The organism is Chryseobacterium sp. POL2 (genome assembly GCF_011058315.1).
In the GTDB taxonomy this organism is placed as follows: domain Bacteria; phylum Bacteroidota; class Bacteroidia; order Flavobacteriales; family Weeksellaceae; genus Soonwooa.
In genome coordinates, this window is sequence record NZ_CP049298.1 from 1,676,847 (window position 1) to 1,696,889 (window position 20,043).

A 20,043-nucleotide genomic window follows, 5' to 3' on the forward strand; every position below is an offset into this window, starting at 1 on the left:
TCAAAAAATGATTAGCTATTTCTAAATACATGACCATTTTCGTAAGTATAATCACTAATAAAAAGGTCTCTAGCAAAGCTATCATAATCAAAGTATGATTTGACAAAATCAGAAAGATCATAACATTCATTAACTATCTGATAGGCGAAGTCTTCTTCACTACTATAATGTCCTTGATAATCCTCTTCAAATAGTTCAAATAAAGCATCTATATTCTCTGATGTAATATCATGATTGTCAATACTTATCCAAGCTGAAAAAGCCTCTAAAGTAGTATACTGTAAATCTGATACTTTTTCAATAATTGAAAAGATATTTTCTGAAAGGTTACTTTCTGAGATTAACTCAGATGGAATATTTTCCCAATCTTGAAACATAAACTCTGGATCTGTTTCATCAGAATGAAGTTCTGAGCAAAACTCATAAAACTCTTCAATGGAGCTAAAGTTATTTAATTCAATCCAATCTCCTTTAATTGAACCATTGTTATACTTAGCATAAGTACCAACATAAACTTTTGAGTGCATTAAATTTTCCATGATACATAGTATTATGACCTTAGGGTCTGGTTAATTTCAAAGCACTTGAGTTTTGATTTTTAGATTACATCAAGTTTTATAAAATAAATACGCTCAAAGCTTGAGGAAGATTTATTGAAGTAATTCAGAGGACTTGAACTTGTAAAGACTAAAAAGCTAAAAAACTTTGCCTATTGAAATACTAGAGCAAAGGCTCTTAACTATAGAAATTAAATTTGAGTAAACGAATAGGCTAATTATTGAAGTTTGTAGTTGATAAAGTAATAAGAAAGATTAATGGGAGTTTGAAAAGGTTTTTTTTAAATGTTTTACACATCCCCCCTCAAATATTTATGAATAGAGGATGTGTAATGATTAAGTTATTTTCTACTGTACTGTATTATTAAATATAAACTAGTGCTAATTAATAGTGCTGATAGTATAAAGGCAATACCTGGTAAGTATAATGGAGCATTGTCTTGTGTAAAAAAATAAAAACAATAGGTGAAAATAGGAGGACCTATTATAGTTGTTAACCCGTTTAAGCTTCCCAATACTCCTTGTAATTCTCCTTGATATTGTTGATTAAGAGATTTAGACAGCATAGATTGAAAGCCTGTCTGATGAATACTTCCCAGTAAATAAAGTGTAATTCCTATCCATAGTTGTTGTACTGATGTACTAAATCCCAATAATATTAATCCTATACAACTTACAATTAACCCAATGTAGATAAGCTTCTGATCAGATAGTTTTTTTGAAAGGTATTGGAGAAAATAGGCTTGTACTACAAAACCTATAATTCCTATTATAGTTAGAGAAAATCCTACGTGTTGTTTACTCCAATCAAATTGCATCATAGTAAAAAATGACCAAGTACTCTCCATACTGTGTGAAGCCGTTGATAATAAAAAGAATACGAAAAATAAAACTGTAAGTTCTTTAAATTGTTTAATACTTTTCAAGGTTTGTAAAGGAGAGAGGCTAGCAAAGCTAATTTGTTTTTTAGTACGCAAGTTATTTGTCTCAGGAAAGTAAAAGTATCCATAAGTGACGTTTAATAAACCTAAGATTCCTGCAAAGTAAAAGGGGTAGGTTAGGTGGTACTCTCCTAATAACCCTCCTACTAAAGGTCCAATAATAAAGCCAATATTAAACGCCGCGTTTAAATAACCAAAATATTTGGTTCTGTTAGTACTAGTTGTGATATCCGTAATTGCAGCGGAAGCTACTGCGAATGTAGCTCCTGTAATACCGGCTATTAACCGACTAATAAACAACACCCAGTACTCAGTAGCTACAGCCATTATAAAGCAATCTATAGAGAATCCAAGTAAAGAAAGCAGTAATACATTTCTACGTCCATAATAATCACTTAGAATACCAAGAATAGGTGCAAATATAAATTGCATAAATGCATATGCAAGGGTAAGTATTCCGCCATACTTGGCAGCTGTACTTAAATCAGCGTTTAAGACTTTTTCTAATAATTCGGGTAATACTGGAAAGATAATACCAAATCCAGCACTGTCTAATATAATAGTGATTGTAATGAATATTACAATACTGTTTGTTTTGTTTGATGTCATGATTATATATAATAAAATAACTGTACCCTAAAGTTTAGGTACTATCTAAATTTTCTAAGTTTCCTTTTAAAAAAGGATAACTATAATTCTCAATGTTATTTTACTATTGCTGCATAATAGTGCAAATATAATGTATTAGCCCGTAATAACCGAGCACATTAATTGTATTTAATCTTTTTTATTACTTTTGTATCGGACAAGCTGATCCGATGGTGATATATTATACCGAAGGATTTATTGAAGGGGTGTTACTGTAAGTAATTGCCCCTTTTATCATTGACTGAAGAGCTATTTCATTTCTTCGTGGCATTGAGCCACTTGAAATGAGGACAAGCTGAACCTCAGGATCCTTATTGCCCGATGGTATGTCATCATTTTCTTTTCGCTGGCTTTCGGCGTACTTTTCCCTGTATTCTACAGGAGAACAGTATTCCAGTCTATGAAATATCCAATCCGTGTTGTAGTCATTAATAAATTGATTAATACTGTTATAAGCTTCCTCAAAGGAAGAAAATGTTTCTGTTTGCAACACCTGTTCTTCCAGGGTGCGGTGAAACCGCTCTATTATCCCGTTGCATTGCGGTGACCGTACAAACGCTTTGGACACCTCCAATCCCAGGAATTTCATTTCATTCATAAAATCAGCAGAGTCATACTGCGAGCCATGGTCGCTTCTTAATTGCAACTTCATTCCTTTACACACATCCTTACCTACCGAACCGAAAGTCTTCCGTACAGCGGCCCTAACAGGCTCCATGGCGGCAAACCGGTTGCCTTTCCTTGCAATATGCCATGAGATAATCTCATCGTTAAAGTGATCGATCACACCAAAGAACCAATGCCAACCTGACCCATCAATCCAAAACCTCTTCCCGTCAGTGGCCCACATTACATTGGGTGCATCCGTGATTATAGTACCATCATGTTCGCGCTTATTCGTCTTCCCGGGCCTTCTGTAGGGGCTCAGCAGGTTGTTTTCCCGCATGATGCGGTTCACACGTGCCTTGCCGGCTACCAGAGCGTTTATCTTCCTTTTACCCATGCGCTTCTTCACTTTCAGATAACCTTCAGCGTTGAATGTACTCTTCTTAATTTCTTCCTTAATCTCCTGTAAAACCTCTTCATCGCTATGCTTGGGTTTTCTGCCCCGTTTCCCTGTTTTGGGAGTAGGGTTTTCATACCAGGTGCTGCTGCTGTAGCCGACTACCTTGAATATCAAACGCTTCGGATATGGTTTCCCGGTTAATGGATAATGTTCCTCTATCAGCATGGAGATTATTTCCTTTTTAGTTTTGCTGCCAATTCGTTCTTTTTTTTTGTGAGTTCGAGCTCCATCTGCAGTTGCCCGATCTTACGCTCGGCAGCACCCAGCCTCGAATCGTCGGGTTTACGTTTGAACCCGTCGGTACCACTCTCGATAAATTGATCCCGCCAAAGGTTGATATCAGCCAGAGTAACTCCGTATTCACGGCTAAGCAGCTCCGGATCCTCTCCACGCAACAAGGATAAAACTAATTCAGCCTTGATTTTCGATGTAAAATTTTTCCTCTTTTCCATAGCAGTTGTAAAAATAACTTTTATTTTTTACTGCTCGGTTTATTTGAGGGCTAATATAAATTTTAAAATCAACTATCCTAAATCGTTATCTTAGAAAATCCGTTCATACCTATTCCTGATGAACTAAACACCGAACAAGAAGATGACATAGTGGGATTGTGGAGCTGGGATGGGAAAGGAAAAGTTGTTGTAAATTGTACATTTCATAATAAATGATTGCTAAATTAGATACACCATATGAATCAACTAATAAACTATATCAAAACCTATGTCGCATTATCAGATGAAGAGTGCGAAGTGCTCATGTCTTTATTTGAAATAAGGAAACTGCGAAATAATGAGGTGTTTTTTGAAGAAGGGCAAATAGCAAATGAACTCTATTTTGTAACGAAAGGCTGTATCCGATTATTTTACAAAGTGGATGTGGATGAGAAAACAGCTTTTTTCTATTCGCAAGGGCAATTTATATGTGCTGGAGAAAGCTATAATCTAGGTATTGCTGCTAAAGAGAATTATCAGTCTATGGGTCAATCTGAGATAGTTATATTGGATAAGAAGAAGGTAGAAACTTTGCTCCAAAAAGATTCCAAGTTTGAAGCAATAGGACGTATAGCTACCGAAAATGAATTGATTGCCAGTCAAAAGATAATTGCATCTTTTGTTACTCAAACAGCCGAAGAGCGATACCTTGAATTATTAGAAAGCAATAGCGAACTTTTTCAGAATGTGCCTCAACAATATATTGCATCTTTCCTCGGTGTATCACCTGAAACATTGAGCCGCATCAAAAGTCGCATTCTGAAACGATGATTTCTTGACAATCGTCAAGTACAATAGCTAATTCATCACCCTATCTTTACAGCAAAAAGGACATGAAAAAAGTATTAGTTGCTGGAGCTACTGGTTATTTAGGGAAACACATTGTCAATGAGCTAAAAAGTAGAGGATACTGGGTAAGAGTATTAATCAGAAAAGAAAGCCAAAAGAAATTGTTCAAAGATGTGGACGACTTTTTTGTAGGAGAAATAACCATGCCCAAAACACTTGTTAGTATTGCAGAAAATATAGATTGGGTGTTTTCTACCATTGGCATCACAAGGCAAAAAGAGGACTTGACTTACATGGATGTAGATTATCAAGGAAATGTGAACTTGTTATACGAAGCTAAAAAATCAGGAGTAGAGAAATTTGAATATATTTCTGCCATTAATGGAGATAAACAAAGACACTTAAAGATTTTTGAGGCAAAAGAACGTTTTGTAAATGAATTGAAATCGTCAGGTTTGGACTATTGCATTATGCGTCCTAATGGTTTTTTCTCAGATATGAAGGACTTTTTAGAAATGGCTAAGAAGGGGCGAGTTTACTTGTTTGGTGATGGACAGTTTAAGCTCAACCCTATAGATGGTAAAGATCTAGCAGTTGTTTGCGTTGACAAAATGATTGCTGGCAACAGAGAGGAAACTGCTGGAGGACAAGAGATACTGACACAAGAGGATATTGCCAAAATAGCATTGCGAGTTTTGAATAAACCTCTCAAGATTACTTTTCTGCCAGATTGGACTCGCAAACTCTCTATTTGGGTGTTGCGAACATTCACATCTTCCAAAGCATATGGTCCATTTGAATTTTTCCTTTCAGCTATGGCTCAGGATAATATTGCAAATCAATATGGCAAGTTAAAGTTGGAGGATTTTTATATGACGATTTTGAAGGAATAATTATTGCCAAATAGAATCTATCAAGAATAAAAATATTCTTTCCTACCTTTGCTCCATGAATAAAACAAACCTCAAAATACATCCATCCGACCAAAGTCTAGAACTCTCTTTGCCCTATGCAGATGGAGGAATCAAGGCTGGGTTTCCTAGTCCAGCGCAAGACTATATTGAAAGTGCTATCGACTTGAATAAGGAGTTGATAAAACATCCTGCATCCACTTTCTATGGACGTGTAAAGGGTGATAGCATGATAGATGCTAATGTGCATGATGGCGATATTCTAGTGATTGACAAATCGCTAGAGCTTCAGAACGGTGATATGGCCGTTTGCTTTATTGATGGTGAGTTCACTATCAAATACATCAAACTAGAAAAAGATGTTATTTGGCTAGAACCAGCCAACGAGAATTATGAACCAATAAAAGTGACAATCGAAAATGATTTCTTAATTTGGGGAATTGTAACGTATTGTATTCAAAATAAGAGGAGGAGATGAAAGAAGAAACAATAGAAACATACATCCAAAAGTTTCCTGAAAATATTCAAGAGATTTTAAAGAGAGTGCGAGAAATAATTTTGTCGTGCAACACTGAATTAGAAGAAACTATAAAGTACGGAATACCAACTTTTATATTACATGGTAATTTGGTGCACTTTGCTGCATATAAGAAACATCTAGGCTTTTATCCAGATCCGTCAGGTGTTGAAGCTTTTAAAGATAAATTAGAAGGATATACCATATCTAAAGGAGGTATACAATTTCTATACACTGAATCCATTCCTTACGACCTTATTGCTGAAATTACACTATTTCGTGTAAAAGAGAATATAGAAAAAGCACAAAAGAAGTCTGTTTAATATGATAGGACTCATCGACTGTAATAATTTCTTCGCATCATGTGAGCGAGTTTTCAATCCAAATTTGGATGGAAAACCTATTGTTGTGCTTTCGAATAATGATGGAGCAATAATTGCAAGAAGTGAAGAGGCTAAGAGGTTAGGTGTGAAGATGGGTGTGCCATTCTATCAAATCAAAGACTTAATAAGACAACAAAATATCAATGTATTCTCTTCAAATTATACACTTTATGGAGATTTATCAAGGCGAGTGATGTCCATTTTAGCTGAGCAAGTTCCCGAAATAGATGTGTATTCTATTGATGAAGCATTCTTGGACTTGGCTGGTATCGAAAACTTTTCAGAATTTGGACAGAAACTAGTGAGAACAACTTGTCGAAGTTCTGGTATACCTGTCTCACTTGGTATTGCTCCAACACGCACTTTAGCCAAATTGGCTAATAGCTTTGCCAAACGATATCCTGCTTATAACAAAGTTTGTATAATGGATTCTGATGAAAAAAGAATTAAAGCTTTACAGAAGACTCCAGTAGGATACATTTGGGGCATAGGGAGGCAAACGACCAAGACTTTAGAATATTATGGAATCAAAACAGCTTACGATTTAACTCAAAAATCTCGTTCATGGGTGCGTAGCAAGATGACTGTTGTAGGTGAACGTACTTGGTTAGAACTACATGGAGAGCCTTGCATCACTTCTGATTCTGTAGTTGAAAAACAACAAATTTGCACCTCTCGCAGTTTTGGTGAAATGGTTACAGACTTCGATTCTTTACGAGAATCTATTGCTAACTTTGCATCAGCTTGTGCTGCGAAGTTGAGAAAACAAAATTCATTAACACAGGGCATGATTGTTTTTGCTTATACCAATCGCCACAGAGAAGATTTACAACAATATTTTCCATCTAAGGCAATGCAATTTTCTTTCCCTACTGCTGATACAATGGAGATAATCAAGCATGCTAGTTGTGCTCTGAAAGAGATTTACAGAGAGGGTTATGAATACAAAAAAGCTGGAGTTATACTTACGCATATCATCAGCGAAACCAATTATATGCACGACCTTTTTGACCCAAGAGATAGAGAAAAGCAAAAACGCATTTCGCAAATGATAGATTCCATCAATCAGAAGAATGGCACAAACTGCATTAAACTAGCTGCTCAAGGCGTTGGAAAGGCTGATTGGAATCTGCGAAGAGATTTTCTATCAAAGTGTCCTAGTACGAAGATTGGGGATATAATAGAGATAAGAGGATAGAAAATGGAACAAAGATCAAGATTACTAGACTATAAGCAAGATATAAGTAGAGGGTGTGTATTTCGCTGTAAAGCAAAATATCCCTATGAGGAGGTCGTAGACTTTATGGTTGCCGAGTCTTTTGATAATGGAGAATTACGTTATGTCTTGTATGTTATATCTGGATATAAAGCAGGTTCTCTATTGGTAAGATTACCTAAAGATGCACTATCCACTAATTTCGGTCTAAATTGGAAGTGGGTTGTTGAGAACTGGAATGATTGGATTTACTTAGATTGTGGAGTTGAGGATGTTTGGGTAGTAGAAAAATCAGTTCCTACTCTTGATTAAAGGAGACTGTAAAGTAAACTGTGTCAAATAATAAATTCATTTTTTTATTACTTTTACACAATAGTTTACATTATGGAAGATTTTGATTACAAGTCCTTTCAAGCCAAGGCGCTGGAGCAGCTAAAAGCCGGCAAGCCTCTTTTAGGAAAAGACGGTGCATTTGCGCCATTACTGGAGAACCTTCTGAATGCAGCATTGGAGGGTGAGATGGATGTTCACATGGATGAAGAGGAACGCTTATCGGGTAATCGCCGCAATGGATATAATCGCAAGCAAGTTCAGACTTCCCTGGGTGAGGTTACAGTTCACACGCCACGAGACAGGGATTCCCGGTTTGAACCGGAGTTTATCAAAAAGCGGGAGCGTATATTGGCCGAAGGTGTAGCTGACCGCATCATTGGCTTATACGCGTTAGGCAACAGTACGCGGGAGATCAGCGACTGGATGGAGGAGAACCTGGGTAATCGGGTTTCAGCCGATACAATCAGCGCCATTACCGACAGGGTGCTGCCTGAACTTCAATCCTGGCGTACCCGTCCCCTTGATTCAGTCTATCCCATAGTATGGATGGATGCCATCCACTACAAGGTCATGGATGATAAAAACCGACCGGTTACCCGCGCCATTTACAATGTGCTCGGCGTTGACCGCAACGGGCATAAGGATCTGCTGGGAATGTATATTTCCAGGAGTGAAGGTGCCAATTTCTGGCTCTCGGTACTGACTGATTTACAAACACGGGGAGTACGGGATATTTTAATAGCCAGTGTGGATAATCTGGCCGGTTTCTCCGATGCGATCAATAGTGTGTTCCCGGAAACCATCGTTCAGAGCTGCATTGTGCATCAGGTGCGCAACTCCCTTAAATATGTTGCCAGCAAGTATCAAAAAGCCTTCATGAAGGATCTCAAGCCCGTTTATCAGGCTGTAAGCAAGGAACAGGCAGAAGTGGAGCTGGACAATCTGGAGTTGAACTGGGGCGAACAATATCCACTGGTGATAAAATCCTGGCGGGACAACTGGCATAAACTATCAGCCTATTTCCAATATACTGACGCCATCCGGCGACTGATCTATACCACCAACACGGTGGAGGGATACCATCGTCAGATTCGCAAGGTGACAAAAAACAAAGGGGTTTTCACAAACGACACGGCGTTGGAGAAACTGGTTTATCTGGCCTACCGTAATATACGTAAAAAGTGGACTATGCCCTTGAAAGATTGGGGACAGACAGCCCAGCAACTGGCTATCCTTTTTCCGGATAGATTTAAACTTTTCGATTAATTTATTGACAATAACAGGAATTCAATATTTTTCATTAGTTTTGTGGTGACCAACAAAACGATGGCGATGCTTTGCACCATTGGAACATAAAAACGATTAGGGGGTCGACCCCTAACCGTTTTTGACCAACTAAAACTCAGGTCTCAGCATTACCCATTAGAAAAAAGGTGCCCAATTAACTATAAAAATAAAACCTGACACAGTTTAATTTACACAACCAGGATTTGGTTTTCGAGAATAGGAAAAAGGTAATTGACTATATTGTCAATTCTATGATTTAATTTAAGATTATGACTTTGATGCGTTTTCAGTACAAAATTTATCCACCACCATTCCAAGCTGAAATATCGTTTTTACTTGGTGTCGTTTTTTCAGAGAATGAATAATTTTCTCAATAGAAGACTTTGAGTATATGGAGAAATTTTTTGTTTCTTTAAAATTTTCAGCTATCTCATTTTGACTGTAACCTTTCTTGAGTAACTCAATAATAGCTTTCTCTACATCGTTCATTTCGAGCATAATTTTTGGTAAAAATACATTTTTATTTGAAAAATGAGTTTGTAGAGAAAGCTAATTTTTATTTAGGTAAATCTTTAACCAGCAACAATGAAGTTTTTGTAGTAATTTTAAAACTATTTTTCTAATCTCGCCTCAAAACCCTCCTTAAATCTCAAAAAATCTTCTGCTTTTTTAGGATTATTTTTAATCCAAAGTTGCATAATTTCAGTGTTTTCTTTTAGGATTTTTATTTCTTTTTCATCAATTATTCTTTTTCCTTCACCAGCAATTTCATTTAAAATATCTTGGCGAAGTACGGTTTTTGCTTTGATGCTTTCTTTATACCAAGTTGTTGCGGAATTAATGGAAAAAATCAAAGTGAAAATCCCCAAAATAAAAGTTCCAAATCCTCCCCAAATAAATTTCCCATTCCTTTTTATTTTCCTTTCCAGGTTGCCATAAAAATCAATGGTTTCCTGAGAGAGTACTGTTTCTGTTTTGGTAGGAATATTGGCAAGAAATTCAACTCTTTTTATTTGTTCCAGCTCATAAAAACTCAATATTTCCTTATAGATTTCTTTCACTACTTCAAAATCTAATTGTTTTTGACCAATCGCCAAAACTAAATCTTCAATATCTGCACTCAATTTTGCATTAGATTTCAGATTTTCGATGTTGGATGTAACTGCTTTCTCGTTTGATTTTATCACATTTTCAAGCAATTCCATTCCATTGCTTTTCGTTTCTTCGTTTTGTTTTTGATTTTCCATTTTTTGATTTTTTTATCTTGATTTTCTCTTCTTTTTCCTTAATAATTCGTCGTCTGAATTGAAGACATAAGTTGGTTGTAAAAATTGCTCAATTGCTTTTCCAACTTCTTTAATTACGGAATTGCTTTTTAGTTCATTTCCATTAATTTCTTGGTTAGAATTTTCAGAAAAAATAGTTTCGTTATTTAATTTCTTCTCATTATTTTCATTCAGAATTGCTTTGATGTCTTTAATTTTCAACTTGTTGGTAATTTCAGAAAGTTTGTACCCTGACTTATAAATCCTTTCTGTATTGGGATTTTTGTCTTTCTCCATCACAATTCGCATTCCCGAAACGCCAACTTTCGCATTCGTAGATAACTGAACTTCAAAACCTTTTGCCTTCATTTTTAGAATAAGTTCATCAAAGTTTTTCGCTGTTTTTAATGTTTCTTTTAAGTTTTTTAGCATCAATGCTTTTTTCTGAATCCCTATTTCCACATCGGTTAACAACCCTTTTTCTTTGCAAACTGCTCGAACTGCTTCTCCAAATCTTCGTCCAATATCGTGTGATTTTACCGTACATTTCCCTGAAATGTCAATTCTGTTCACAATAAAATGAAGGTGTTTTTGTTTTGTGCTGTTATGAATATCCAATCGAAATTGGTTGTTTTCGGTCACTCCAATTTTTTCTAAAGCTTTGGTGGCAATTTCTGTAAATTCTTGATCCGTCAAATTTCTTCCGATTTCGTCTGGCTGAGAAATATATCCCGTTAAAGCCCATTTTTTCACGTTTGAATTTCTATCTGCGACGGTTTTCATTTCTTGAAATTGAGCTTCAGTCGTTGAACTCAAAATGCAATTAGAAGCCACCATTTCCGCAGTTCCTTTGTCGTTTCCGTTGTATTCTAAAGCGATTTTGGTGATGGTTCTTGTGGTCGCTGAATTATTCATTTTTCTGAATTTTTGAATATAAATAGTGATGAATCAAATCGACTGTAGTTTCAATTTTTGCTAATATTTCTTTCTTATTTTCAAAAACAGTCCATTCTCGATTTCGCAACAAATTGGTTATTTTTTTGAAATTATTACCAAATTGAAGTAATGTTTCATCGGTTTTAAATTCATTGATTTTTAATTCTTTTTCAAACAAAACATTTCGGATATAAGTTGATAGTTTTAGCGGAGATTTTTCTTGTTTTTGAAGGAGTGTTTCATATTCAGAATGGGTCATTCGTATCGAAATCACTTTATCTAATTTTTTATTTTCTTTGGTTTTCAAACCACCTTTCCTACCTAATTCTTGGAAATGTTTTTTTCTTTTTTCCTGAGCAATTTTGACTTCATTTTCTTGGGTGGCTTGGTTGATAAATTCTTGTAAAAAATCGTTTTTCATTGCTTTAATTTCAGAGTTTTAAAAAATATTTCTGACGATAGGAAGAAATCAAAAATCCCAATTTTACAATCAGCGACCACGCTTATTGTAAACTTTGGGTACTTTTTGCACTAAAGAACCGCCGAGTTTTTCTTCTAAGTTTGGAGAAGACATTGCCCAATCATTCAAATCCTTGAAATCTTTGTACAAAATCCTGTCATCTTCCACATTTTCAAATTCCTTCTTAAGAGTTTCTATAGCTCTATTCCCTGCTTCGTCATTGTCAAAATAAAGCCCAATATTTTTGTGATTTTCGAGTAAACTTTTAATTTTAGAAATCATCGAAACTGAATTTAAAATGATGTAATCAGACTTTTCATCGCTCAAAGATTTTTCTATATTTTTAAAGGAGAGAAAATCAAAAAAACCTTCAAAGATTTTCAAATTTTCAGAACCATTTTTAATCATTGAAACATCTTTTTTTCCTAAACAAATTTTGGAATATTTATTGCGAATTTCGTAACCTCCAGAATCGTTTTTAAAACCAATTCCGAAGTAATTTTTGTCATTCATTCGATAATGAATTTCTTTTAAAAATTTTCTTTGTTCCCAAACTTTTCTATTTAATAAATATTGAATTAAAGCAGGGTGTGAAATTTCATCTTCTACCACTAAAATTTTATAATTTTTTTCTTCAATTTCTTCTAAATTCTCTTGCTTCTGAAAGGAAGATGAAAAATCCATTTCTGAAATGATTTTCAAAGCTTCTGAAACCGAACATTTTTTGATTTCTTGTACCAAAGAAATTGAATCATAAACTTTACCTGTACCAAAATCTAGTGCCGTGTTTTTTTTCAAACTCACGGAAAGGCTCGGAACTATTTCTTCTCTATTAATGGCAAAATACATCGCTAAATCTCCAGAAATTTTGGCTGGAAAAACATTTAATCTTGCCAACAATTCTGTTAATAAAATATTCTTTGCTTGTTTAATATTCATTTTTTTTGATTTTTTTTCTTTTCAAAAGCAAAAAATATCGGAAACATTATCTTGCTTTATGGAGTTTTTTATTATTTTTAAATTATTGAAATTGAACATATTATAGTTTGTTCATTTATCCACATTTATTATTTTTTTTATAGAAATTAAAAAATTAATAACATTAATATAATTAAGCATCAATCTATTAATGCTTAAAATCTTTGATAGATACTATGAAATTGGATTTCTTTTTTTCAAAAAAACGGAAACATTATCCCTAATTGCGGAAACATTATCCAAAATCTCGGAGATAATATCTTTTATTACGGAAATAAAATCCACTAATGCGGAAACAAAATCCCTATTTTCGGAAACATTATCCTTTTATTTCTTCTAAAAGTTTGAAAACCGCTTTTATATAATTTTCTCCATCCAAACCATTTTTAATTTTCCTTTTTAAAATTCTTGATAAGCTTTCATAATCTCTGATTTGATAAAGATTTTTCATTATTTTTACTTGATTATCATTAAGCTTTCTCTTTACTTTTAAATAGTTTAATGCGCGATTGATTTGTAAAGTTTCTAGTGTAGGAAACTCTATATTTCCAACAGATTCTTTAGTATGATAAATGACAAACAGAAAAGTGTCTTTTGTTCGAGAATAGTTGAAACTTATGTCATTAAAGGTGTCCAAATCTGCCTTTACTCTTTTCAAAAAATCTCTATCAAAACGATAGCTTCCTTCATATTTATTTGGTGGAATATTAAGCTCTTTCAAAATCTGTCCATACTCTTTTGTTACTTGTTTGATTTTTTTAAATTTTAAAATCCACAAAAGGAATCTCAACGTGTTACTAACTGATGTTTCATAAGGTAAATCTTTAAGTAATGAAAAATAATGATTCATATTGAGCAAATTCTTCATCACCGCTTTATCCATCTTAAAATAGATATATTTGTGATTCCAACTCGGCTCTAAAATAAAGGGTACTGCCCTAAAACCATTGATTTTCTCATCTTTCAACCTCATCCAGTTTATATTTGTCATGCTTATTAAGGCTTCTTGTATAGTAGCATTTTTCATTATCTGTTTAGGATTAAGCTGATTCAAAGGAATTGCAAATTCAACAATACTTTGATTAGTCCAGCCTTGGTGATAATCGTCAATGGACAACTGAAATTCTCTTTTAGTATCAAAAGATTTCACATTAATAAAAAGAGACTGCTGTTCTTTAATGGCTGACAAAATCATTACAATTATCCGTTGCTCAATAATTGAGGTATTCTGGGTAATCAAAATTTCCCTAAAATCATTGGAAATCAAAACTTTCTTTCGGGATTTTGGTACAAAGACTTTCTCCGACTTCATTATCTGCCGATTTTTTGGTTTTTCTTTAAAAGTTCCAATGCTTTTTCTACATCGATGATTATTTTCCTTCCATTTTGAATGATTGCTTCATTTATTACACCGCTCTTTTTTAGTCTTTTTGCGGAAGATTCACTACAATTTAGAAGTTTTTGGATACCAGAAATACCATAAACATATTTCTTTTCAGTAGGTTCATTCGTTGTTGAAATTCCGGATATACTTGACTGGATGAGTTCCACTAACTCACTACCTTGCATCTGCCATATTGGCTTTTCTTTTAGGTTCATTTTTTGAAATTTTTCTGTTAAACAATAGCCGTGTACTTTGGCATTTCTATGCTCGAACAGGACAAATTTCTAAAGTTTTTTTGGTGGTATTTTGTGGTAAAAAGTATATTTTTTTTGTAAAATAAAATAGCAAATAATTGAAAATCAATCATTTGCTTTAAAGTATTTATTTTGTTTTGTGGTTTTTCTCCAATATAACATTTAATTAATGTTATTTGGTATCAAATCTTTTAAAAACCATTGTTATTTGACACAAAAAAAATCGTAAAAAATTTTATTTTCATCTTTTTTATAGCCATGTTTTGATATTGATCCTTTGTTTAAATCTAATAAACTGCAAACATGACTTACCCATTTATCTTTATTTAATTTTAAGCCTTTAACTTTTTTTGATAATTCATTCAAAGGAAAATTGATTAAAGTTCTATTTGTAACACTTTTTTTACAATCTGTTTTTGGGTTTCTATTATTGATTATCAAATGAAAATTTTCTTTCGTAAGGATTTCTATATTAATAATTTCATTTTCAGCCAAAATTTTCCATAATTCATAAGTATAGTCAAACTTAAAAATATCTTCATCCATTTCTAAAACTTCCTCATTGGGAAAAGAATTTCTAATCTCTTTTAGTATTTCTGATGATGCATGATAAGCAAGTGTATAATAATCTTCCTTAATCCATAAAAACACCTCCTTACCAATTTTAAATTCAGAATTTATTTTTACTATCTCAGTTTTGAAATAGTCACATTCCTTATCTTTTAGCCAATCAGGCATTTTATTTTTTTCATCTCTAATTTCTCTAATATCATTTTCAAGGATAGAAATTTTATTTAAATATCTATATTCTAAAAATTTTATAAAGAGCATCTCTCTATCAAAATTCTTAATTTTATTATAATTAGACTTATAATTTATTTTATATTCTTCAAGTGTTTTGATCAAACTATTTAATATGGCAGGATCAATTTTATTTTGAATGATAATCATAATCAATCTCTCAAAATCAATATTTTCTAATTTTGTAAAATCAAACTTGTTTTTCTTTACTATATTATATTCATTTTCATCATAGATAAAAGTATCTAATAACAAAGATTGGTTTAAATTCTTAAAAATATCTTTGATTTCTCTTATTTGTGCTAAAATTTCTTCTGGAATTATCATATTTTATCAAATTTTTTCATAGCATTAGCCTTAATGTTATCAGCAATATCTATGTAAGGTTTCATAGATTTGTAGTCAGAATGTCCCGTCCATTTCATTACCACGTTTACAGGTATTCCAAGTGAAAGAGCATTGCAGATAAAGGTTCTTCTTCCTGCATGAGTTCCTAGAAGTTTATATTTTGGTGTTACTTCGTCTATTCTATCATTTCCTTTGTAGAATGTAATTCTTATAGGTTCATCTATTCCTGCTAATTCTGCAAGTTCTTGCAAATAATCGTTCATTTTTTGGTTAGAAATTACTGGCAAGGCTTTATTTTTGGCAAAAGGAATTTTTTTATATTTTTCTAAAATTTCTTTAGTATTTTTATTAAGTTCAATTACTAAACTATCGCCAGTTTTAACGGTTGTGATTTCAAAATAATCTTCTTTTATGTCGGAACGCTTCAAATTATACGCATCACTGTATCTAATTCCGCTGTAGCAAAGGAAAATAAAGACATCTTTCACTCTTTCTAAATAAGTTTTATTGTTGGGTACTTTATATTCTTTCAGCTTTTTCAGTTCTTCTTGGTTTAGGAATATGATTTTCTTTTGAGTAGATTTTAATTTTGGTTTAAAGGTTTCGTAAGCAAAATTATTATTATATCCTTTAGATTTTGCCCATCTCAAAAACCATTTCAAAAATCCTATTTGTTTTTCGATGGTACTATTTCTCATTTCGGGTACACTCCTTAAAAATTCCACATAATTCGTTAAGCCTTTCTCATTTAAATATGAAAAGGATAATTTAGGGTTGAAATCCCACAAATGATTTTTTACTGTTCCAAATTTTTTGTAAGTAGAAGTAGTCCAATTTTTCAATCTACCATTTTCTTTTACAAATTCATCAAAATAGTCAAAAAACAGTTTCTCTTTAATTGGGCTTCCTTGATTTTCGATGGCTAAATTGAATAGATGCTTTATTTCCTCTTTATTTGGGATTCTTTCTTCAATTTCAAATCTCTTAAAAATATTTTGTATTTCAAGTTCGTATTCAGATAACTTTGCATTGATATCCGATGCAGATTGTTTGAGTTTATTTGTGCAGTTGTTTCTTACTTTTCTTTTAGAACTGTCCCATTTGTCCATATCTATTCTGATACCAGTAGAAAGTTCAATTCTATTTCCAGAATAAGTTAGTCGAATTCTTATTGGTACATTGTCAGAAATTATTTTACCTTTATACTTTCTGTTCTCTAAATCAAAGACTATACTTCTTTTAATAATCATTTTTTTACACCCATTTTTACACCCACAAATGTATGAATTTTATGAACATTTAAGATACTAAAAGAAATGAAGTTTTTATAATCTATTGATTTTCAAATCAATTAAGTTTTAATGACACTTAAAGAAACTAAAGGTTAAAATCCCTCCAACTCCACTAGAATCCGCGCTAAACCAATGGCTTAACGCGGATTTTTAGTTTTTGTCATAGCTATTCTCGTAGTAGCCTTTCCTAGTAGCCTCACGCAAACGGCTCATTAATCCTTGATAAACCTCAAGATTTCATGTTTATTTTCTGTATAAATGTTAATGATATAAACACCTTTGTTCAATTGTCTTACATCGACACTATTTAAGTTTTTGCTTTTTTTCTCAAAAACTTTTTCCCCATCAATAGATAAAATTACAACTTTGTGAATCTCTTTCTTTGAATTGATAAACAAAATATCTTTAACAGGATTTGGGTAAATTTTAATTTCGTGTGCAACTGAAGCATTCGTCGTGTGCAATGTTTTGGACTCTGTATATTCTACTGTATCAATCCCTATAAAATCCGAGTTCATACCTTCTAAGCCAGCATTAGTAACATAATAACGAAAAGCAATGCGTCCCGAAGTAGGCTGGTCGAGATCCGAAATTGTAACTGTGTACTTTTTCCAATCTGTAGGATAATCTGTTTTTGTAAGAGCCGGATTAATTGTAAGTAGGATTTTAGAAAAATCACCAACATCTGTCGCAGAATTTCCTGTGTCTGTGCTAGCTCCATTATTACTAAAACGCACTTCTAAACGATCTGGAATCGTGTTCAGCCTTTTTCTCGTGTAAAAACTAAAAGTATCGCCATTTCTAAAAATCCTGTTCGGCGTTATCAACCAATTGCTAATGTTATTATCGTTTCCAAAACCGCTTGCATTGTTATAATTGGCCGCAATATAATCTTTTGCGCCTCCTTCGTAGGCAGAAAAAACTTTAACATCGCCTTGCGACCAATCATTCTGTCCTAATGCAGAACTCTGATTTTTCATGTGCCAATCTTTGTACGCAAGATCCTGAATTTCGACAAAATTCTCGATATAAGATTGCGCTTGCATCTGAGCTCCAAAGCCCATGACAAGAAGAGATAAAATCAGGTTCGAAAATTTATATTTTTTTTGGATTGTTTTTGCCTTGTTATTAAAAGACTTTGTGCATGTAGTGTTCATAAATAATTGGAAAGCTCAAAAAAACAAAAAAATCGATGATAAGATAAAAATTTGAGCGTTACAAAAGCGCTACAATTAACTTAAAACAATCAAATCTTTTAACAATCAAGCAATTGCGTATTTAATAATTTTATTTAGAATTATTAATAATTTGATTAAAATAATCCAATATGAACAATTTTATGCCTACAATAATCAATTATGACAATAAATTCAATTGTTGAAAAATCAAAATTAGTTATCTTTGACAGTTATTCTACTATACTTTCCATGAAGAGGTTTTTACTATTTTTTTATCTTATCAGTATTTCATTTTCCAAAGCGCAATCTTTAACTTCTGAAGAACTAATAGAAGCTTGGTCCGACTCTTCTCTGTATCAAACAATTTCCTATCATAAAACCGAACAAGATCTCTATAAAAATTTTAACAACAAAAACGCGCTTGACATGGTTAAGAAAATTGAGTTGCACTTGCGCGAAAAGCCAGACATTCGTATTTCTTTAAGATTATTGATGTATAGTGAGGCCATATTCTATATGTTGAACATGAAAACTGACCAGTATTCTATGAATAAATTAAAAAAAGCCATAGAAGAAGATGTTAAAAAAATTGGAGACGAACAGTTGTCACTTGAACTGCAAAGTGTTTACAATGAAAAAGACTACACCTACGATACTATAAAAAACCTAGACGACAAATACAAAGTTATTTATCAGCAAGAAAAAATTGGTGAAAAATATTTCCCAACATTATACAGGAGGCATTTTTATTTATCTTATAGATATTATGGAAGACAAGATTTTAACAAAACTATTTCTCATGCAAAAAAAGGCCTTGTGCTTTTAGAAAAGGATAAAAACATTGTAGACTATAAGGTCTATTTTAGACTTTTGGATCTCTTAGGCGCTTGTTATAACGAAATAAACCAACCCGAAAAGGGTCTATATTATTATACAAAACTAGATCAAGTTTCTAATGATTTTTTTAAAAATAATAGAAAACCAATCTATTATTTCCCGGGAGACCACAATACGTTTGACTGGTCTATAGTAGCCAAAGGAGGAATAGGTCAAGCTTTGATATTACAGAACAAATGCAACGATGCAAAGCCTTTACTTACAGAAAGCTACATAAAATCTCACGAACAAAAAGAATATTACAACGAGGGGAAAGTCTTAGCATTACTTGCACAATGTGATTTTAACGAAGGAAAATACAAAGAAGCACTTACTAATTATGATAAAGCCTTAACTGCAACCAACCTGACTGGCGCTGACAAGAACACAAGATTAAAAACACTTCTTGGCTTGTCCAAAACCTACAAAGCATTAGGAAAAAAAAATGCATCTGAGAAGTATTTCACTAAATATATTGATGAAAAAAATGCGCTTAAAACCAATCAAGACAATCCTAACGAAACCAGACAGTCAGAAATTAACAAAGCTATTAAGACAAAAAGTATTGTTAGGCTTTTAGGAATTTTCGTGGTTGTAGGTTTGATAATTATTTTTCTCTTGGTGTACTTGTTTCGTCGGTACAAAAAAGGTGCGAAATTATCGCTAAGAGAAAAAGAACGAAAGCTCAAACAGAAAGACATCTTAATTGAGAAAACCAAAGAAGAGCAGATCAAAGTACAAACACAGATTAAAGAATTTAAAAATAAACTGGAGGAAAAGTCCAAATTAATAGAAGCCATTGAAAGCCAACAAGTGGACTCAGAAGAACTGAAAGCGCTAAAAAGCTCTACTATTTTGACCAACGAAGAGTGGGAAATTTTTAAACAAAAATTCATAAAATTCTACCCCTATTTTATCCTAAAATTAATACAAAAATATCCACAACTTACCACCGCAGAAATAAGATACCTTTGCTTGATAAAGCTAAATATGTCAAGCTCACAAATAGCTTCTACTTTGGGAATTTCACCTTCATCTTTACGCGTTACGTGGTATCGAATAAAGAAAAAAATAGAGCTTTCAGAACAAATTCAGGCCTATGAGTTTGTAGAAAAAAATATTTAATCAAACT

General features: G+C 33.0%; 22 protein-coding genes. 8 read left to right on the top strand and 14 right to left on the bottom strand.

Annotated features, from left to right (window positions below; all coding sequences use genetic code 11):
• Positions 1-11 precede the first annotated feature (11 nt).
• The 4 genes from G6R40_RS07700 to G6R40_RS07715 form a co-directional block, all read right to left on the bottom strand.
• The gene (locus tag G6R40_RS07700) at positions 12-539 is read right to left on the bottom strand and encodes an antirestriction protein ArdA (RefSeq protein ID WP_165133752.1); all 528 of its coding nucleotides are present in this window, start codon (positions 537-539) and stop codon (positions 12-14) included.
• Between the two features lie 359 nt (positions 540-898).
• Complete coding sequence (locus tag G6R40_RS07705; protein ID WP_131540172.1) at positions 899-2,107, bottom strand: TCR/Tet family MFS transporter; 1,209 nt, start codon at positions 2,105-2,107, stop codon at positions 899-901.
• 220 nt (positions 2,108-2,327) lie between these two features.
• On the bottom strand, positions 2,328-3,377 hold the full coding sequence (locus tag G6R40_RS07710; RefSeq protein WP_088656288.1) for an integrase core domain-containing protein: 1,050 nt from the start codon (positions 3,375-3,377) through the stop codon (positions 2,328-2,330).
• Positions 3,378-3,382: 5 nt separating this feature from the next.
• On the bottom strand, positions 3,383-3,664 hold the full coding sequence (locus tag G6R40_RS07715) for a hypothetical protein (protein WP_045089652.1): 282 nt from the start codon (positions 3,662-3,664) through the stop codon (positions 3,383-3,385).
• A 237-nt stretch (positions 3,665-3,901) separates the two neighbouring features.
• Here G6R40_RS07715 and G6R40_RS07720 point away from each other — a divergent pair, with 237 nt between their 5' ends.
• The 7 genes from G6R40_RS07720 to G6R40_RS07750 all read left to right on the top strand — a co-directional run bounded on the left by G6R40_RS07720 (position 3,902) and on the right by G6R40_RS07750 (position 9,118).
• The gene (locus tag G6R40_RS07720) at positions 3,902-4,474 is read left to right on the top strand and encodes a Crp/Fnr family transcriptional regulator (RefSeq protein WP_088656289.1); all 573 of its coding nucleotides are present in this window, start codon (positions 3,902-3,904) and stop codon (positions 4,472-4,474) included.
• Between the two features lie 62 nt (positions 4,475-4,536).
• Positions 4,537-5,385 carry an SDR family oxidoreductase gene (locus G6R40_RS07725; RefSeq protein WP_088656290.1) on the top strand — a complete coding sequence of 283 codons (849 nt, stop codon included), beginning with the start codon at positions 4,537-4,539 and terminating at the stop codon, positions 5,383-5,385.
• 109 nt (positions 5,386-5,494) lie between these two features.
• A complete protein-coding gene (locus G6R40_RS07730) occupies positions 5,495-5,881 on the top strand; it encodes a translesion error-prone DNA polymerase V autoproteolytic subunit (RefSeq protein ID WP_317164490.1) in 387 nt (128 codons plus the stop codon).
• Positions 5,878-6,243 (top strand): iron chaperone, encoded by a 366-nt coding sequence (locus G6R40_RS07735; protein ID WP_088656292.1) that lies wholly within the window; start codon positions 5,878-5,880, stop codon positions 6,241-6,243. The genes G6R40_RS07730 and G6R40_RS07735 overlap by 4 nt, the downstream gene beginning before the upstream one ends.
• A gap of 1 nt (position 6,244) precedes the next feature.
• Positions 6,245-7,501 (top strand): Y-family DNA polymerase, encoded by a 1,257-nt coding sequence (locus tag G6R40_RS07740; protein WP_088656293.1) that lies wholly within the window; start codon positions 6,245-6,247, stop codon positions 7,499-7,501.
• A gap of 3 nt (positions 7,502-7,504) precedes the next feature.
• The gene (gene imm45, locus G6R40_RS07745; protein ID WP_088656294.1) at positions 7,505-7,831 is read left to right on the top strand and encodes an Imm45 family immunity protein; all 327 of its coding nucleotides are present in this window, start codon (positions 7,505-7,507) and stop codon (positions 7,829-7,831) included.
• Positions 7,832-7,903: 72 nt separating this feature from the next.
• On the top strand, positions 7,904-9,118 hold the full coding sequence (locus G6R40_RS07750; protein WP_175617476.1) for an IS256 family transposase: 1,215 nt from the start codon (positions 7,904-7,906) through the stop codon (positions 9,116-9,118).
• A gap of 288 nt (positions 9,119-9,406) precedes the next feature.
• Here the strand turns inward: G6R40_RS07750 and G6R40_RS07755 are convergent, their stop codons facing one another.
• The 10 genes from G6R40_RS07755 to G6R40_RS07800 all read right to left on the bottom strand — a co-directional run bounded on the left by G6R40_RS07755 (position 9,407) and on the right by G6R40_RS07800 (position 17,921).
• Positions 9,407-9,628: a hypothetical protein gene (locus tag G6R40_RS07755; protein ID WP_165133755.1), complete on the bottom strand. Its 222-nt coding sequence runs from the start codon at positions 9,626-9,628 to the stop codon at positions 9,407-9,409.
• Positions 9,629-9,750: 122 nt separating this feature from the next.
• Positions 9,751-10,386, bottom strand: coding sequence for a hypothetical protein (locus G6R40_RS07760; protein WP_165133758.1), 636 nt, complete (start codon positions 10,384-10,386; stop codon positions 9,751-9,753).
• Between the two features lie 12 nt (positions 10,387-10,398).
• Entirely contained in the window at positions 10,399-11,319 is a 921-nt protein-coding gene (locus G6R40_RS07765) for a relaxase/mobilization nuclease domain-containing protein (protein WP_165133761.1), read from the bottom strand.
• The gene (locus G6R40_RS07770; protein ID WP_165133764.1) at positions 11,312-11,761 is read right to left on the bottom strand and encodes a plasmid mobilization protein; all 450 of its coding nucleotides are present in this window, start codon (positions 11,759-11,761) and stop codon (positions 11,312-11,314) included. Before G6R40_RS07770 ends, G6R40_RS07765 begins: the two co-directional genes overlap by 8 nt.
• A 69-nt stretch (positions 11,762-11,830) precedes the next feature.
• Positions 11,831-12,739, bottom strand: a complete 909-nt coding sequence (locus tag G6R40_RS07775; RefSeq protein ID WP_165133767.1) for a toprim domain-containing protein — start codon at positions 12,737-12,739, stop codon at positions 11,831-11,833.
• A gap of 358 nt (positions 12,740-13,097) precedes the next feature.
• On the bottom strand, positions 13,098-14,090 hold the full coding sequence (locus G6R40_RS07780) for a RepB family plasmid replication initiator protein (protein WP_165133770.1): 993 nt from the start codon (positions 14,088-14,090) through the stop codon (positions 13,098-13,100).
• The gene (locus tag G6R40_RS07785; RefSeq protein WP_165133773.1) at positions 14,090-14,377 is read right to left on the bottom strand and encodes a DUF3853 family protein; all 288 of its coding nucleotides are present in this window, start codon (positions 14,375-14,377) and stop codon (positions 14,090-14,092) included. Before G6R40_RS07785 ends, G6R40_RS07780 begins: the two co-directional genes overlap by 1 nt.
• A 243-nt stretch (positions 14,378-14,620) precedes the next feature.
• Positions 14,621-15,544 (bottom strand): hypothetical protein, encoded by a 924-nt coding sequence (locus G6R40_RS07790; RefSeq protein ID WP_165133776.1) that lies wholly within the window; start codon positions 15,542-15,544, stop codon positions 14,621-14,623.
• Positions 15,541-16,815: a site-specific integrase gene (locus G6R40_RS07795; RefSeq protein ID WP_165133779.1), complete on the bottom strand. Its 1,275-nt coding sequence runs from the start codon at positions 16,813-16,815 to the stop codon at positions 15,541-15,543. The genes G6R40_RS07790 and G6R40_RS07795 overlap by 4 nt, the downstream gene beginning before the upstream one ends.
• A gap of 254 nt (positions 16,816-17,069) precedes the next feature.
• Positions 17,070-17,921, bottom strand: a complete 852-nt coding sequence (locus G6R40_RS07800) for a T9SS-dependent choice-of-anchor J family protein (protein WP_228455818.1) — start codon at positions 17,919-17,921, stop codon at positions 17,070-17,072.
• Positions 17,922-18,215: 294 nt separating this feature from the next.
• Between G6R40_RS07800 and G6R40_RS07805 the strand changes: the two genes are divergently transcribed.
• Positions 18,216-20,036, top strand: a complete 1,821-nt coding sequence (locus G6R40_RS07805; protein WP_165133785.1) for a transcriptional regulator — start codon at positions 18,216-18,218, stop codon at positions 20,034-20,036.
• The last annotated feature ends 7 nt before the right edge of the window (positions 20,037-20,043 follow it).

Coding starts and splice junctions, on each gene's coding strand:
- G6R40_RS07740 (WP_088656293.1), top strand. CDS start 6,245: ATGATAGGACTCATCGACTGTAATAATTTCTTCGCATCATGTGAGCGA.
- G6R40_RS07715 (WP_045089652.1), bottom strand. CDS start 3,664: ATGGAAAAGAGGAAAAATTTTACATCGAAAATCAAGGCTGAATTAGTT.
- G6R40_RS07705 (WP_131540172.1), bottom strand. CDS start 2,107: ATGACATCAAACAAAACAAACAGTATTGTAATATTCATTACAATCACT.
- imm45 (WP_088656294.1), top strand. CDS start 7,505: ATGGAACAAAGATCAAGATTACTAGACTATAAGCAAGATATAAGTAGA.
- G6R40_RS07780 (WP_165133770.1), bottom strand. CDS start 14,090: ATGAAGTCGGAGAAAGTCTTTGTACCAAAATCCCGAAAGAAAGTTTTG.
- G6R40_RS07775 (WP_165133767.1), bottom strand. CDS start 12,739: ATGAATATTAAACAAGCAAAGAATATTTTATTAACAGAATTGTTGGCA.
- G6R40_RS07800 (WP_228455818.1), bottom strand. CDS start 17,921: ATGGGCTTTGGAGCTCAGATGCAAGCGCAATCTTATATCGAGAATTTT.
- G6R40_RS07700 (WP_165133752.1), bottom strand. CDS start 539: ATGGAAAATTTAATGCACTCAAAAGTTTATGTTGGTACTTATGCTAAG.
- G6R40_RS07710 (WP_088656288.1), bottom strand. CDS start 3,377: ATGCTGATAGAGGAACATTATCCATTAACCGGGAAACCATATCCGAAG.
- G6R40_RS07720 (WP_088656289.1), top strand. CDS start 3,902: ATGAATCAACTAATAAACTATATCAAAACCTATGTCGCATTATCAGAT.
- G6R40_RS07765 (WP_165133761.1), bottom strand. CDS start 11,319: ATGAATAATTCAGCGACCACAAGAACCATCACCAAAATCGCTTTAGAA.
- G6R40_RS07735 (WP_088656292.1), top strand. CDS start 5,878: ATGAAAGAAGAAACAATAGAAACATACATCCAAAAGTTTCCTGAAAAT.
- G6R40_RS07725 (WP_088656290.1), top strand. CDS start 4,537: ATGAAAAAAGTATTAGTTGCTGGAGCTACTGGTTATTTAGGGAAACAC.
- G6R40_RS07770 (WP_165133764.1), bottom strand. CDS start 11,761: ATGAAAAACGATTTTTTACAAGAATTTATCAACCAAGCCACCCAAGAA.
- G6R40_RS07790 (WP_165133776.1), bottom strand. CDS start 15,544: ATGATAATTCCAGAAGAAATTTTAGCACAAATAAGAGAAATCAAAGAT.
- G6R40_RS07750 (WP_175617476.1), top strand. CDS start 7,904: ATGGAAGATTTTGATTACAAGTCCTTTCAAGCCAAGGCGCTGGAGCAG.
- G6R40_RS07760 (WP_165133758.1), bottom strand. CDS start 10,386: ATGGAAAATCAAAAACAAAACGAAGAAACGAAAAGCAATGGAATGGAA.
- G6R40_RS07785 (WP_165133773.1), bottom strand. CDS start 14,377: ATGAACCTAAAAGAAAAGCCAATATGGCAGATGCAAGGTAGTGAGTTA.
- G6R40_RS07795 (WP_165133779.1), bottom strand. CDS start 16,815: ATGATTATTAAAAGAAGTATAGTCTTTGATTTAGAGAACAGAAAGTAT.
- G6R40_RS07805 (WP_165133785.1), top strand. CDS start 18,216: ATGACAATAAATTCAATTGTTGAAAAATCAAAATTAGTTATCTTTGAC.
- G6R40_RS07755 (WP_165133755.1), bottom strand. CDS start 9,628: ATGAACGATGTAGAGAAAGCTATTATTGAGTTACTCAAGAAAGGTTAC.